Raw genomic sequence first — 13,434 nt, 5'->3', positions numbered from 1 at the left:
TTCTAGAATTTGTGCACGTAGGCGACACCGAAGAGGAACGGGTCGATCTCGGCGGTGCCGATATCCGCGCCGTTCAGAGACGCATCGGTGTCGATGTCGAACCAGCGGATGTTGGCCCGCAACCATCCGGTGTCGCTGATCTTGTAGTCGACACCCACCTGCGCGGAGATGCCAAAGGAATCATCGAGCTCGAGTGTGTTGGTTCCGAGTTCTTCCTCGAAGAAGGTGGTGTAGTTGATGCCCAAGCCCACATAAGGCTTCCAGGGGCTCGCGTTGGTGAAGTGATAGTTCACCGAGAGGGTCGGCGGCAGGTGTTTGGTGCGCGCGGTGCCGACGCCCGGCAGGTTGATATCGTGTTCAAATGGGGTCGCTGCGAGCAATTCGATGCCGATGTTGTCGCGGATGAAGTATTCCAGGGTCAGGGTGATCGCCTCGTCGCTGGCAATGTCCGCTTCGACGTTCGCAACGGTGCCGTTGCCCGATTTTGGGTTCACGCTGCCAACACCGATCCCGAAGGTCAGATCGCCTTGGGACTGTGCAAAAGCAGGCAGAGCGCAGACCGCAAGGGCGCTGCTCAGAAGGAGGGTTTTGACTGTGACTCTCATTGGTTTTTTCCTTCCGTTATCGAGTTCGCACAGTTCATGCGCCTCGCGGATTGCTACCGCATTGATACAGATCAACAGCGCTGTGCCGGTGCCTGCGCGAAAACGCCGCAGGGGGGCGTGCCCACCGGATCGGAGGGCTGTGGTGCGCGAAACTGATGCCGAGATGGGTGTGGTTCGCGCCTCTGGCGATCCTGATCCTCGCGGGGGCGGTTTGGGCGTTCCGCTGGGGTTGGATCGCTGCGACGATTACCGAAACGGATGTCATCAACACCTATGCGCAACGGTATCTGGCCGAGGGCGGGGCCACGGCGCGGCTGACCGATTGCGCGGCGGTGCCGGGGCAGCAAACCGGCGTCTGGATCGTGGTCCGCTGTCTGGGTACGGAGGCGCGGTACGACTACCCGGTCGATCGCTTTGGTCGGCTGGTGTCGGTGCCAGTGCCGGTGCCCGCCACCGATGCGCCGGAGGCGTGATGGGCGCGCGTGACATGTTGCGTCAAGAGAAGAGGTTGGCATGAAACTGAGATCGCAGGCGCTGCCCTCCTCGGAAGTGTTTCAGACCAATCGCGCGGCCCATCTGGCTGCGCTGGCAGAGATCGCGGCGGCGGCGGAGACGGCGGCCATGGGGGGTGGTGAGCGGTCGCGCGCGCGGCATGTGAGCCGGGGCAAGATGCTGCCGCGCGAGCGGGTTGCAAACCTGCTGGACCCTGGCAGCCCGTTTCTGGAAGTGGGCGCCACGGCAGCGCACGGGCTTTACGATGGCGCGGCGCCTTGTGCGGGGGTGATCGCAGGTGTGGGGCAGATCCAGGGGCAGGAGGTCATGGTGGTCTGCAATGACGCCACTGTGAAGGGCGGCACCTATTATCCGATGACCGTGAAAAAGCACCTGCGCGCGCAGGAGATCGCGCAGGAGAACCATTTGCCCTGCATCTATCTGGTGGACAGCGGTGGGGCGAACCTGCCCAATCAGGATGAGGTCTTCCCGGACCGCGATCACTTTGGGCGCATCTTCTACAATCAGGCGCGGATGTCGGCGATGGGCATCCCGCAGATTGCGGTGGTGATGGGCTCCTGCACCGCCGGTGGGGCCTACGTGCCCGCGATGTCGGATGTGACAATTATCGTGCGGGATCAAGGGACTATCTTCCTCGCCGGACCGCCTTTGGTGAAAGCGGCAACGGGCGAGGTGGTGAGCGCCGAGGACCTGGGCGGCGGCGATGTGCACACGCGGCTGAGCGGGGTCGCGGATTATCTGGCCGAGGATGATGCCCATGCGTTGAGTCTGGCCCGCCGGGCCGTGGGCGCGCTGAACCGCTCGAAACCGGCGACCGTAGAGTGGCAGAGCCCGGAAGAGCCCGCCTATGACCCGGAGGAAATTCTGGGTGTCGTGCCGAGCGATCTGCGCACGCCTTACGACATTCGCGAGGTGATCGCGCGGCTGGTCGATGGCTCGCGGTTTGACGAGTTCAAGCCACGCTTTGGCGAGACGCTGGTCACGGGGTTTGCGCATCTGAAAGGCTGCCCCATCGGGATCATCGCGAACAACGGCGTGCTCTTTTCGGAGAGCGCACAGAAGGGCGCCCATTTCGTCGAGCTTTGCTCGCAGCGTCGCATCCCTTTGGTTTTCCTTCAAAATATCACCGGCTTCATGGTCGGGCGGAAGTATGAGAACGAAGGGATCGCGCGGCATGGGGCCAAGATGGTGACCGCCGTGGCCTCGACAGCGGTGCCCAAGATCACCATGCTGGTGGGCGGCTCCTTCGGAGCGGGGAACTACGGAATGGCCGGCCGGGCCTACTCTCCGCGCTTCATGTGGACCTGGCCGAATTCGCGGATTTCGGTCATGGGCGGGCCGCAGGCGGCGGGGGTTCTGGCCACCGTGAAACGTGACGCCATGGAGGGCGCGGGCGAGAGTTGGAGCGACGCGGAGGAGGCGGCGTTCAAGCAGCCGACCATCGAGATGTTCGAGCGGCAGAGCCACCCGCTCTATGCCTCGGCGCGGCTCTGGGATGACGGGGTGATCGACCCGCGCAAGAGCCGCGATGTGCTCTTCCTGTCGCTCTCGGCGGCGCTGAATGCGCCCATCGAGGAGACGCGGTTCGGCGTTTTCCGGATGTGAGGAGAAGCGCGTCGGTGACCTGTCTGTATCGCGTCGGTAAAACGTCGGTATCACGTCGGTGCGCAGCGCGCGGAAGGACAAGGATATGGTAACGCTTGAGGAGCTCAAAAAACGGTATCCAGGTGCGGAGGTGTTCAGTTTCGGCGACACGCCGGAGCTGATCGCCGTGCTAACGGAATTGGTGCGCTCAGGCGCTAAGCGCGCGACCTGTTCGGCGGTGGCCGATATCGAGGCGGGCGCACAGGAGGCTCCGGAGATCGGGCGGCGGGACATCGTTCTGGATGCCGATGGGGTGCCCGCGTTTGTCATCGAAACCTTGGAGCTGCGCGAGACCACCTGGGACACGATCACCGAGGAGATGGCGCTGGCCGAAGGCGAGAACGAGACGCTGCAGGGCTGGCAGGCCGATCACAAGGACTACTTCACGCGTCATGGCATCTTCGCCCCGGACATGAAGCTGATCTGGGAGCGCTTCGAGGTGATCGAGGATGTCGGAGCGGGCGGATGAAGGGCATCAAGGGGCTGGGCGACCGGATCACCGATGCGGTCAGCGGGCTGAGCCTGCCCAAGCTGGGGCGCGAGGTCGCGCTGCCCGTCTACCTCATTCACAATTCGCCGGATGCGGAGGATTACTTCTTCATCTTCGATTTTGAAGAGTTCGTGGAGCAGTCGCGGCAGGGCTGGTTCGTGCGGCCCAAACTGGCGCTCTGGGCCGGGCGCTCGGATTTCAATCGGCGCGCCTTTGCGCGGCAGTTCCGCGAGAGCTTTGCGCAGGAGTTCGATCTGGCGCGGGCGGAACTGGCGGCGCGGCCTGAGGCGAAGCGCGGCTGGTTCGGCGGGCTGCCGGGGTTCTTTCGCGACATCGCCGCGCCCTCGCTGCCCGGCATGTTGTCGAACCTTGTGCTGCTCGTCGCGGTCTCGGCGGGGACCAAGGTGCTGGGGCAGATCCTGCCGGCCAGCTGGACGCGGCAGAAGACGGACACGCAGAAGCTCGAAGCGGGCATCGAGGAAACCAAGGGCAAGGTGGACAGCGCGTTGGCGCAGATCGAGATCAAGCTGCACATGGAGCTCTATCGCCACGCGTGGCGTGGTGGGCCGCCGGGACGTCTCACGGGCGTGGACTATGACGCCTGGCCGCTGCCAGCCTACGTGCGGCACCATTTGGAAGACGGGACCTCGGGGTCATGGTGGTGAGATATGTTTGACAGGATTCTGATTGCCAACCGGGGCGAGATCGCCTGTCGGGTGATGGAGACGGCGCAGGGCATGGGTGTCTCTTGCGTCGCCGTCTATTCGGACGCGGATGCGGGCGCCAAACATGTGGCGATGGCGGATCTGGCGGTGCATATCGGCGGCGCCGCCCCGGCGGAGAGCTATCTGCGCGGCGATGTGATCATTCAGGCGGCGCTCGACACAGGCGCACAGGCGATCCATCCCGGCTATGGGTTTTTGAGCGAGAACCCGGAGTTCGTGGAGGCGGTGGAGGCGGCGGGGCTCACGTTCATCGGGCCCTCGGCATCGGCGATCCGGGCGATGGGTCTGAAGGACGCGGCCAAGGCGCTGATGGTCGAGGCCGGTGTGCCGGTGGTGCCGGGCTATCATGGTGCCGATCAGGATGATGCGTTGCTGGCCTCCGAGGCGGAGGCAATCGGCTATCCGGTGCTGATCAAGGCCGTGGCGGGTGGCGGCGGCAAGGGGATGCGCTTGGTCGAGCATGCGGGGGATTTTGCCGCCGCTTTGGCCTCGGCGCGCGGCGAGGCGCAGACGGCCTTTGGCAATGCGGATGTTCTGGTGGAGAAATTCGTCAGCCAGCCGCGCCACATCGAAGTGCAGGTCTTTGGCGATGGGGTGCACGCCGTGCATCTTTTCGAGCGCGACTGTTCGCTGCAGCGGCGGCATCAGAAGGTGATCGAAGAGGCGCCCGCGCCGGGCATGACCGAAGAGATGCGCGCGGCGATGGGTGCCGCGGCGGTGCGCGCGGCGGAGGCGATTGGCTATGCGGGTGCGGGCACGGTGGAGTTCATTGTCGATGGCTCGGGCGGGCTGTCGACTGATGGGTTCTTCTTCATGGAGATGAACACGCGGCTGCAGGTGGAGCATCCGGTGACGGAAGCGATCACCGGGATCGACCTGGTCGAATGGCAGCTGCGCGTGGCCGCGGGCGAGGGGTTGCCGATGCCGCAGGAGGCGCTGTCGATTTCGGGCCATGCGTTTGAGGCGCGGCTGTACGCGGAGGATGTGCCAGCAGGGTTCCTGCCCGCGACGGGCACGCTGAGCCATCTGCGTTTTCCGGAGGGGGTGCGCGCGGACAGCGGTGTGCGGGCGGGCGATACGATCAGCCCGTTTTACGACCCCATGATCGCGAAGGTGATTGTGCACGGGCCCACGCGGGCGGTGGCGTTGAACCGGCTGTCGGCGGCGCTGGCGGGTACGGAGGTGGGCGGCACGGTAACCAATCTGGCGTTTCTGGGGGCGCTGGCCGGGCATGCGGGCTTTGGGCGCGGCGAGGTGGACACCGGGCTGATCGCGCGGGATCTCGACGCGCTGACCTTGGTGCAGGAGGTCGCGCCACGCCATCTGGCCGTGGCCGGGATGGCGGCGCTGGAGCTGTTCGACCTGACCGACATGGCAGGCTTCACCCTTTGGCAGCCCTTGCGGCGGGCCGTGTCGCTGGTTGCGCAGGGTGAGGTGCATGATCTGACCGTCGAGGTGCTGTCGCCGGTGCAGCAGCGGTGGCATGTGGGTGATCAGGAGGTTGTGGCGGAGCGTATCGGCGGTCGCTGGCAGGTGGATGGCGTGCCGCAACCGGCGGTGGCGGTGGACAGGGCTATCGTCACGGTTTTTGATCACTATGGGCTCACGTTCGAGATCGTCGATCTGCTGGATCAGGCGGCGGGCGCGGCGGGTGACGGCAATCTGATCGAGGCGCCGATGCCGGGGCTGGTGAAGGCCATCGAGGCCGCGCCGGGGCAGAGTGTTGCAGCGGGCGACCGGCTGGCGGTGCTGGAGGCGATGAAGATGGAGCACAGCCTGCTCGCGGCCCGCGATGGGGTGGTGGCGGAAGTGCTGGCCACCACGGGCGATCAGGTCGAGGCGGGGGCCGCGCTCATCCGGCTGGAGGCGGAGGCATGATTGTCCTGCACCACTGCCCGCAGACGCGGTCGATGCGGACGCTGTGGCTGTTGCATGAGCTGGGCGTCGAGTTCCAGCTGCGCAGCTATCCCTTTGATCGCACGCTGCGGAGTGAAGAATTCCTCAGCCTCTCGCCCGCGGGGCGGGTGCCGGCGCTGGAGATCGACGAAGAGCGGATGTTCGAAACCGGTGCGATCACGCAGTATCTCTGCGAGCGGTTCAGCCCGGACGGGCTGGGCCGGAGCCCGGGCAGCCCGGACCGGATGAGCTGGCTCGTCTGGCTGCATTTCGCCGAGACGGTGAGCCAGCACACGGCGGCGCTGACCCAGCAGCATGTGGCGCTCTATGAGGATCACATGCGCAGCCCCATCGTGATGAAGCTGGAGGCGGCGCGGGTGGGCAAGTGTTACAGTGCGATCGAGGCGCGCCTGTCGACACCGATTGAGAGCCGCGACTACCTGCTGACGAGCGGGTTTTCGGCGGCGGATATCTCGGTGGGGCAGGCGGTTTATATGGCGCGGCACTTCGTGACGCTGGACGATTTTCCGGCCACCGCTGCCTGGTATGATCGGGTCACGGCGCGGGAGGCGTTCCGGGCGGCCTTGCCCGACGACGATGGGATCTACGACCGGGCGTTCTATGCGCCCTGGCCGGTGGACCGGTGAGCAGCTGTCGGATTTGAGTATTTTTGGAAGGGTGAAGGGGAGGGGCGCTGATGAGTTTGGGACCGTGTGAGATATTCGAGGTGGGGCCCCGCGACGGGCTGCAGAACGAGGCGCGGGACATTTCGGTGGCCGAGAAGGTGGCGCTGGTCGATCGTCTGAGTGGCGCGGGGTTCCGGCGGATTGAGGTGGCGAGTTTCGTCTCGCCGAAATGGGTGCCGCAGATGGCGGGGTCCGCGGAGGTTCTGGCGGGGATCGCGCGCGCGGAAGGCGTGCGTTACGCCGCGCTGACGCCGAACCCGCGTGGGTTTGCGGATGCGAAGGCGGCCGGGGCCGATGAGATAGCCGTTTTCGCCTCCGCCTCGGAAGGGTTTTCCAAGGCCAATGTGAATGCGACCATTGCCGAGAGCCTGGCGCGGTTCGCGCCGATCCTCGAGGAGGCGCGGCATATTGATCTGCCGGTGCGCGGCTATGTCTCCTGCGTGGTGGAGTGTCCTTACGATGGCGCGGTGGCGCCCGCGGCGGTGGCCGAGGTGGCGGACAAGCTCTTCGCAATGGGCTGTTATGAGATCAGCCTCGGCGACACCATTGGCGCGGGCACGCCGGACAGCATCGCGCGGATGCTGCTGGCGGTGCGCGATGTGGTGCCGGTGGGGCGCTTGGCGGGGCATTATCACGATACCCACGGGCGGGCGTTGGAGAATATCGACACTTCGCTCACCCTCGGCGTGCGGGTTTTCGATGCGGCGGTGGGCGGTTTGGGCGGCTGTCCTTACGCGCCGGGGGCCGCGGGCAATGTGGCCACCGAGGCGGTTGCGCGGCATCTCGCGGAGCTGGGATACGAGACGGGGCTCGACCTTGACGTGATCGACGCGGCGGCGGAGATGGCGCAGGCGATGCGCGGGCGCTGAGGCAAGACATGGACCTGTTCAGGGGCGCGGAACGTCTGATGCGCATGGATGATGCTGCCTGGCGGCGGCATGCGAACCCCTGGTCGGTCTGGACGCGTTTCACCTGTCTGCCGTTCCTGGTGTTCGCGGTCTGGAGCCGGGACTGGATTGGCGTCTGGGCGCTGATCCCGGTGGCGCTGGCGCTGCTGTGGATCTGGGCGAACCCGCGCGCCTTCCCGCCGCCCGCCCGCTTTGACAGCTGGGCGAGCAAGGGGGTGCTGGGCGAGCGTATCTTTCTGCAGCACCGCCCAGAGATCGCGCGGCATCACCGGCAGGCCGCACTGGTGCTGGGCCTTTTGAGCCTGCCGGGTGTGCTGATCATGATCTGGGGGCTCTATGTGCTCTGGTGGGAAGGGGCGGTCTTCGGGATGATCCTCGCGGCGCTGCCGAAGATCTGGTTTGTCGACCGTATGGTCTGGATTTACGACGATTGGGTGCGCGCGGGGCATCGCGTGCCGGGACTGGAGGAAAGCGATGTTTGAGACGCTGGAGCTTGATATGGATGCGCGCGGGGTGGCGACGCTGACTCTGAACCGGCCCGAGAAGCACAATGCGATGTCGGGGCAGATGCTGGAGGAGCTGACACAGGCGGCGCAGCGGCTGGGGGCGGATGATGCGGTGCGCGTTGTGCTGTTGACCGGGGCGGGCAAGAGCTTTTGCGCGGGTGGTGATCTGGCGTGGATGCAGGCGCAGCGCGACATGGCACCCGCGCGGCGCTCGGCGGAGGCGCGCAAGCTTGCCACGATGCTGGGGGCGCTCAACACGCTGCCCAAGCCTCTGATCGGGGTGGTCCAGGGCAATGCATTCGGTGGCGGGGTGGGGCTCGCCTGTGTTTGCGATGTGGCGCTTGCCGTTGAGAGCGCGAAGTTCGGCTTCACCGAGACGCGGCTGGGGCTGATCCCGGCGACGATTGGGCCTTATGTGCTGGCGCGCATGGGCGAGGGGCTGGCGCGGCGGGTGTTCATGTCGGCGCGGATTTTTGGCGCAGCGGAGGCGGTGGACCTGGGCGTGATTGCCCGTGCGGTGCCTGCCGAGGTGCTGGCCGAGGCGGTGGAGGCGGAGGTTGCGCCCTATCTCGCCTGCGCGCCGGGGGCTGTGGCCGCGGCCAAACAGCTCGCCCGGGACCTGGGGCCGCGGATCGACGATGCGCTGGTCGATCACACGATTGCGGCGCTGGCGGCGCGTTGGGAGACCGAGGAGGCTGCCGAGGGGATCGGGGCGTTCTTTGACAAGCGCAAACCGGGATGGGTGGACTAAGGCGCCCGGCTCGGGCCCATCCGGACATGGGCGCCCAAGTGGCGTAAGGTGGCGGGAGGCTTGCGTGCCGGGGGCGTTTGCGCGGGCGGGTCGGGCGGCGGCGGATCAGATGTCTTGCGGCTCGGGAACCGGGCGTTTGCGGCCACAGACGTTGCGGCAGACCAGCGGCTGCTTGTCCTGCCAGCGCGGGCGCAGGTGATCGATGAACGCGGCATTGGCGGCGCGTGCGGCGCTGAGGCCCGCGTGACCCACATGCAGCCGCTTTGGATCGAAGGTGTCGAAGACATCTCTCATCCAGTCGTCCTTGTCCTTGAACGCGCCCTGATCGCGCATGTAAAGTCGGCGCCCGATGTGACAGCAGGGCGTGAGGTAGCCCAGAAAATCAACGAAGGCCTCTGACGTTCTCAGTGCCTCGCATTCGATGACCACCTCGGTTTGCTGCGGTTTCTGCCCGTCGAGGCTGTGGGTTGTGGCCGATTTCGGCGGCAATTTGGCGGTCGGCGGTTCCAGCGTGAAGGGTTCATCCTTGTGGCTGTAGGACATCTCCCTGGCACCGCCGAAGCGGTTTGAGGGGTAGGCGCGAAACTTCACAAAGCCGCGCTCGACCGCCATCTCTTCGGCGATCTTCACTTCGTGTTCATTGTGGCGAAAGACCAGCATCCGCCATTCGGCCTTGCCGCCCTCGGCGATGAAGGCAGAGATATTGGTCATGATGCGGTCGAAATCGGTGCGCACCCGGTAGCGCCTGTTGGTGTCCTGGCTTGCGCCGTCGATGGCGGCGATCAGCTGGAACGCGCGGTCTTTGGTCAGCGCGCCGAGCTCGCGCCACCAGTCCACCGACCGCACCGAGCAATTGCTGAAGAGTTGCAGGCGTAGGTCCGGGTTGACCTCCCAGCACCAGGCGAGGATATCGAGCATCTCAGGTGCCACTGCGGGATCGCCGAAGTTTCCGCAGAAATAGGCGGAGTCGATGTCTTGCAACAGCTCCGCCGGGCTGAACCGCTGAAACTCGGCGAGCGACATTGCCTTCTGTTTGAGCCAGGACTTCGGCAGACATCCGGAGGGATCGGTGCGCGCGCATTGCGGGCAACCGGCATTGCACAGGTCGGTCACGTCGAAATGCACGCTTTTTATACGCATCAGATGTCCTCAAGGTCTGTTGGTCGTGGTCCGTGGTGCCGACAGTAGTATGAAAAACCGGGAGGATGAAACAGCGCCGTGATGACGACGGGTGCCCTGGTCGGTTGGGCCCGACGGTCAGAGACCGGCGCGGTCGCGGCTGTGTCACTGTCCGGGCGGGTCACCCCAAGTCAGGATCCGTCTCGCAGCGCACGCGCGCGGAGGCGGATTTCCTCATGCGATCAGATGTCCGAGCCAAGCGCCGAGGTCTTTTGCCGGGAGGACGCGCTGCGGGTGGTCGAGGTGGATGACTTTGAGAGGCATGCTGCTGTGCGCGGCATCATCCGGGTCCTGAACCACGGTGTAGCCGCCGAGATCATAGATCACCTGCGCCCCTCGCGTTCCGTCATCCATCGCGCCGGATAGCACCACGGCGATGCAGCGGCTCTTGTATCTGGTGGCCATGGTCATGAACAGGGCGTCGATGGACGGGCGAAACCCGGAGTCCTCCACGACGTCGGAGAGTTCTATTTGGTCGCCATTGAAGACCGCGTGGCGACCGCCTGGGACGATGTGGACAGTTCCTGGATCGAGGCGATCAACATCCCTCAGCCGCCGGATCCTTTGACTGCAGTGCCGCTGCAGAAGTTCGGTGAGCTGCGACTCGGGCGGGCTGTGCAAGGCGACCACGATTGAGGCGCTGAATTCCCTGGGCAGATTTTTCAGAAGGTCGCGGATCGCTTCGAGGCCGCCGGCAGAGCCGCCGATGGCCACAATATATGCGTTTTCGCTGGTGTCTGTCACAGAGGTATCATCCGAGGTCAGAGAGGCTAGGGTCAGATATCGCATGTCTATGACATGTTTATCGGCCCCGCGGAAAGCTGATCCAGAGCAGCGACGTCACATTTTGGTGCTTCGAGAACAGAGGGCTGGCGCTCTTCCATGGATGCGGCGCCTCTCTGCGAAAAATGCAGGCCCGGCTGCATGTGGGCGGCCGAGCCTGTCCCTGGAACGGCTGGAGCCGCGCGCTGTTACGGCAGCAACACCTTGTCGATCACGTGGATCACGCCATTGGTGGCGAGGATGTCGGCGGTCGTCACATTGGCATCGTTCACGCGGACAGCGGCGGCGAATTTGCCGCCTGTACCATCGACCCGCACGGTCTGGCCCTGCACCGTGGCCACGTTGGTGACGGAGCCCAGCACGTCACCGGATTGCACGGCACCGGGCAGAACGTGGTAAGTCAGGATGCTGACCAGCTGGTCCTTGTTTTCGGGCAGCAGCAGGCTCTCGACCGTACCCGCGGGCAGGGCGGCAAAGGCGGCATCGGTCGGTGCGAAGACGGTGAACGGACCGGGCGAGCGCAGCGTCTCTTCCAGACCCGCGGCCTGGACCGCGGCCACCAGCGTGTTGAAATTGCCGTTGGCAGCAGCGATGTCGACAATGTCGCTGCCTTGCTGTGCGGGAGCGCAGGCGGTGAGCGCGGCAAGGGCGCCCGCGGCGAGCGTGGCTTTGAGAGCGGAACGTCTGTTCATGGTCTGTCCTTTTCTTCAATCATTGTGATGATCTCTGCAGTGACGCGCGGCCCTGCAGCCCTGTCGTGGACCCGGATATACGGCACGGGTGTGACATCGGATCACATCTGCCTTGAACCACTGGCTTTTTGAGCGGAAATACGCACAATGAGAGCGCTAACGCCTTGGCGCGAATTGCTGTCAAATCAAGGGTTTTCCGCCGCCGCATCTGTTGACCCTGCGGGGTGAGCGGCGTAAACCCGCATAAACCCCGTTCGCCGCGGGGCAGCATGGGCCACGCACGCCGGTGCAGACGAAAAGGAGCCAAGCCTTGGACGAGATGTTGCGGGAATACCTTCCGATCCTCATGTTTCTGGCCGTGGCCATAGGGTTGGGCCTCGTTCTGATCCTGGCCGCTGTCGTTCTGGCGGTGCGCAACCCGGACCCTGAGAAGGTCTCGGCCTACGAATGCGGGTTCAACGCCTTTGACGATGCGCGCATGAAGTTCGATGTGCGGTTTTATCTCGTCTCGATCCTCTTCATCATCTTCGATTTGGAGATTGCCTTCCTCTTCCCCTGGGCGGTGGCGTTCCAGGACATTTCGATGGTGGGCTTCTGGTCGATGATGGTGTTCCTCGCGGTGCTCACAATCGGATTTGCCTACGAATGGAAAAAGGGAGCGCTGGAATGGCAGTAGCCGCCGGAGCCAACGTCGCGGGAGTGGACCGCGACGTCGCCACGCAGGACCTGAACCGTGAATTGCAGGACAAGGGTTTCCTGCTGACCTCGACCGAGGACATCATCAACTGGGCGCGCACCGGGTCCTTGCACTGGATGACCTTCGGTCTCGCCTGCTGTGCGGTCGAGATGATGCATACTTCGATGCCGCGCTATGACCTGGAACGATTTGGCACCGCGCCGCGTGCGAGCCCGCGCCAGTCGGACCTGATGATCGTGGCGGGCACGTTGACCAACAAGATGGCGCCTGCGCTGCGCAAGGTCTATGATCAGATGCCCGAGCCGCGCTATGTGATCTCCATGGGCTCCTGCGCCAATGGCGGCGGGTATTACCATTATTCCTATTCGGTGGTGCGTGGCTGTGACCGCATCGTGCCGGTCGACGTCTATGTGCCCGGCTGCCCGCCGACGGCGGAGGCGCTGCTCTACGGCATCATGCAGCTGCAACGCAAGATCCGCCGCACCGGCACGATCATCCGCTGAGGAGGCCCCATGTCTGACGCATTGACCGAATTGGGCGGCTACATCGAGGCGAAACGCACCGATTGCGTGCTGGCCTGGGATGTGACCCATGGTGAGTTGAACCTTGACGTGACCCCTTCGAACATCACCGGGCTGGTGGAGTTTCTGAAGAGTGACGCGACCTGCCAGTTCTCGACGCTCGTGGATATCACGGCGGTCGACTACACCGGGCGCGCCAAGCGCTTCGACGTGGTCTATCACCTGCTGTCGATGTACCAGAACCAGCGTATCCGTCTGCGGGTGAGCATCCGCGAGGAGGCGATGGTGCCCTCGATCATCTCGGTGCACCCTTCGGCCAACTGGTTCGAGCGTGAGGTGTTTGACATGTTCGGCATCCTGTTCTCCGGCCATCCGGATTTGCGGCGCATCCTCACAGATTACGGCTTCCGCGGTTATCCGCTGCGCAAGGATTTCCCGACCACGGGCTATACCGAGGTGCGTTACGACGAGGCGCAGAAGCGCGTGGTCTATGAGCCGGTGAGCCTCGTGCAGGAGTACCGGCAGTTCGACTTCATGAGCCCCTGGGAGGGCGCGGAATACATCCTGCCGGGGGATGAAAAGCAGGAGGCCAAGTGATGGAAGGTATTCTGTGGCTGGCGTTTATCGTCCTGACGATCATCCCGATGCTGAAACTGCTGCCGCATTTCGGGATCAATAAATACTGGGCCTTGGCCTGCGTGATCCCGCTTGGCGTGCTCGCCCTGCTGTGGTGGATGAGCATCAAGCTGCAAGAGCTGGAGACACGGTGATGTCTGATCCCACCGAATGCAACTTGGTGCCAGCGCGCCCTGCGTGGCGATGCGGGCGGACCGCCCGC

Annotated in this window: 17 protein-coding genes; 13 read left to right on the top strand and 4 right to left on the bottom strand. The window is 64.6% G+C overall.

The window, feature by feature from the left end:
- Positions 1-2: 2 nt before the first annotated feature.
- On the bottom strand, positions 3-605 hold the full coding sequence (locus ACVC7O_RS13530; protein WP_458322643.1) for an OmpW/AlkL family protein: 603 nt from the start codon (positions 603-605) through the stop codon (positions 3-5).
- A gap of 155 nt (positions 606-760) precedes the next feature.
- Here ACVC7O_RS13530 and ACVC7O_RS13525 point away from each other — a divergent pair, with 155 nt between their 5' ends.
- From ACVC7O_RS13525 to ACVC7O_RS13485, 9 genes are all read left to right on the top strand, one after another.
- Entirely contained in the window at positions 761-1,078 is a 318-nt protein-coding gene (locus ACVC7O_RS13525; protein WP_458322642.1) for a hypothetical protein, read from the top strand.
- A 40-nt stretch (positions 1,079-1,118) separates the two neighbouring features.
- Positions 1,119-2,723 carry a carboxyl transferase domain-containing protein gene (locus ACVC7O_RS13520; protein WP_458322641.1) on the top strand — a complete coding sequence of 535 codons (1,605 nt, stop codon included), beginning with the start codon at positions 1,119-1,121 and terminating at the stop codon, positions 2,721-2,723.
- An 85-nt stretch (positions 2,724-2,808) separates the two neighbouring features.
- Positions 2,809-3,231 (top strand): ASCH domain-containing protein, encoded by a 423-nt coding sequence (locus tag ACVC7O_RS13515; protein ID WP_458322640.1) that lies wholly within the window; start codon positions 2,809-2,811, stop codon positions 3,229-3,231.
- Positions 3,228-3,917 carry a hypothetical protein gene (locus ACVC7O_RS13510; RefSeq protein WP_458322639.1) on the top strand — a complete coding sequence of 230 codons (690 nt, stop codon included), beginning with the start codon at positions 3,228-3,230 and terminating at the stop codon, positions 3,915-3,917. Before ACVC7O_RS13515 ends, ACVC7O_RS13510 begins: the two co-directional genes overlap by 4 nt.
- Before the next feature lie 3 nt (positions 3,918-3,920).
- Positions 3,921-5,855: an acetyl/propionyl/methylcrotonyl-CoA carboxylase subunit alpha gene (locus tag ACVC7O_RS13505; protein WP_458322638.1), complete on the top strand. Its 1,935-nt coding sequence runs from the start codon at positions 3,921-3,923 to the stop codon at positions 5,853-5,855.
- The gene (locus ACVC7O_RS13500) at positions 5,852-6,520 is read left to right on the top strand and encodes a glutathione S-transferase family protein (protein ID WP_458322637.1); all 669 of its coding nucleotides are present in this window, start codon (positions 5,852-5,854) and stop codon (positions 6,518-6,520) included. The genes ACVC7O_RS13505 and ACVC7O_RS13500 overlap by 4 nt, the downstream gene beginning before the upstream one ends.
- Positions 6,521-6,570: 50 nt before the next feature.
- Positions 6,571-7,428: a hydroxymethylglutaryl-CoA lyase gene (locus tag ACVC7O_RS13495; protein WP_458322636.1), complete on the top strand. Its 858-nt coding sequence runs from the start codon at positions 6,571-6,573 to the stop codon at positions 7,426-7,428.
- A gap of 8 nt (positions 7,429-7,436) precedes the next feature.
- Positions 7,437-7,949: a DUF6653 family protein gene (locus ACVC7O_RS13490; RefSeq protein WP_458322635.1), complete on the top strand. Its 513-nt coding sequence runs from the start codon at positions 7,437-7,439 to the stop codon at positions 7,947-7,949.
- Entirely contained in the window at positions 7,942-8,724 is a 783-nt protein-coding gene (locus ACVC7O_RS13485) for a crotonase/enoyl-CoA hydratase family protein (RefSeq protein ID WP_458322634.1), read from the top strand. The genes ACVC7O_RS13490 and ACVC7O_RS13485 overlap by 8 nt, the downstream gene beginning before the upstream one ends.
- A gap of 105 nt (positions 8,725-8,829) precedes the next feature.
- Here the strand turns inward: ACVC7O_RS13485 and ACVC7O_RS13480 are convergent, their stop codons facing one another.
- From ACVC7O_RS13480 to ACVC7O_RS13470, 3 genes are all read right to left on the bottom strand, one after another.
- Positions 8,830-9,864 (bottom strand): hypothetical protein, encoded by a 1,035-nt coding sequence (locus ACVC7O_RS13480; RefSeq protein WP_458322633.1) that lies wholly within the window; start codon positions 9,862-9,864, stop codon positions 8,830-8,832.
- Between the two features lie 213 nt (positions 9,865-10,077).
- Positions 10,078-10,647, bottom strand: coding sequence for a chemotaxis protein CheB (locus tag ACVC7O_RS13475; RefSeq protein WP_458322632.1), 570 nt, complete (start codon positions 10,645-10,647; stop codon positions 10,078-10,080).
- A 227-nt stretch (positions 10,648-10,874) separates the two neighbouring features.
- Positions 10,875-11,378, bottom strand: coding sequence for a fasciclin domain-containing protein (locus ACVC7O_RS13470; RefSeq protein WP_458322631.1), 504 nt, complete (start codon positions 11,376-11,378; stop codon positions 10,875-10,877).
- A gap of 310 nt (positions 11,379-11,688) precedes the next feature.
- On the opposite strand from ACVC7O_RS13470, the gene ACVC7O_RS13465 reads away from it, so the two are divergent.
- Genes ACVC7O_RS13465 through ACVC7O_RS13450 form a run of 4 tightly spaced genes read left to right on the top strand, consistent with a single transcriptional unit; the run spans position 11,689 to position 13,366 of the window.
- Positions 11,689-12,054 (top strand): NADH-quinone oxidoreductase subunit A, encoded by a 366-nt coding sequence (locus tag ACVC7O_RS13465; protein ID WP_263844792.1) that lies wholly within the window; start codon positions 11,689-11,691, stop codon positions 12,052-12,054.
- Positions 12,045-12,578, top strand: a complete 534-nt coding sequence (locus ACVC7O_RS13460) for a NuoB/complex I 20 kDa subunit family protein (protein WP_263844791.1) — start codon at positions 12,045-12,047, stop codon at positions 12,576-12,578. Before ACVC7O_RS13465 ends, ACVC7O_RS13460 begins: the two co-directional genes overlap by 10 nt.
- A 9-nt stretch (positions 12,579-12,587) precedes the next feature.
- Positions 12,588-13,193, top strand: a complete 606-nt coding sequence (locus ACVC7O_RS13455) for an NADH-quinone oxidoreductase subunit C (RefSeq protein WP_458322630.1) — start codon at positions 12,588-12,590, stop codon at positions 13,191-13,193.
- Entirely contained in the window at positions 13,193-13,366 is a 174-nt protein-coding gene (locus ACVC7O_RS13450; protein ID WP_458322629.1) for a hypothetical protein, read from the top strand. Before ACVC7O_RS13455 ends, ACVC7O_RS13450 begins: the two co-directional genes overlap by 1 nt.
- Positions 13,367-13,434: the final 68 nt, after the last annotated feature.

This window comes from Roseobacter cerffii (assembly GCF_054226325.1).
The sequence above is the reverse complement of the archived record's forward strand: the minus strand, read 5'-3'. Positions and strand labels throughout refer to the sequence as shown.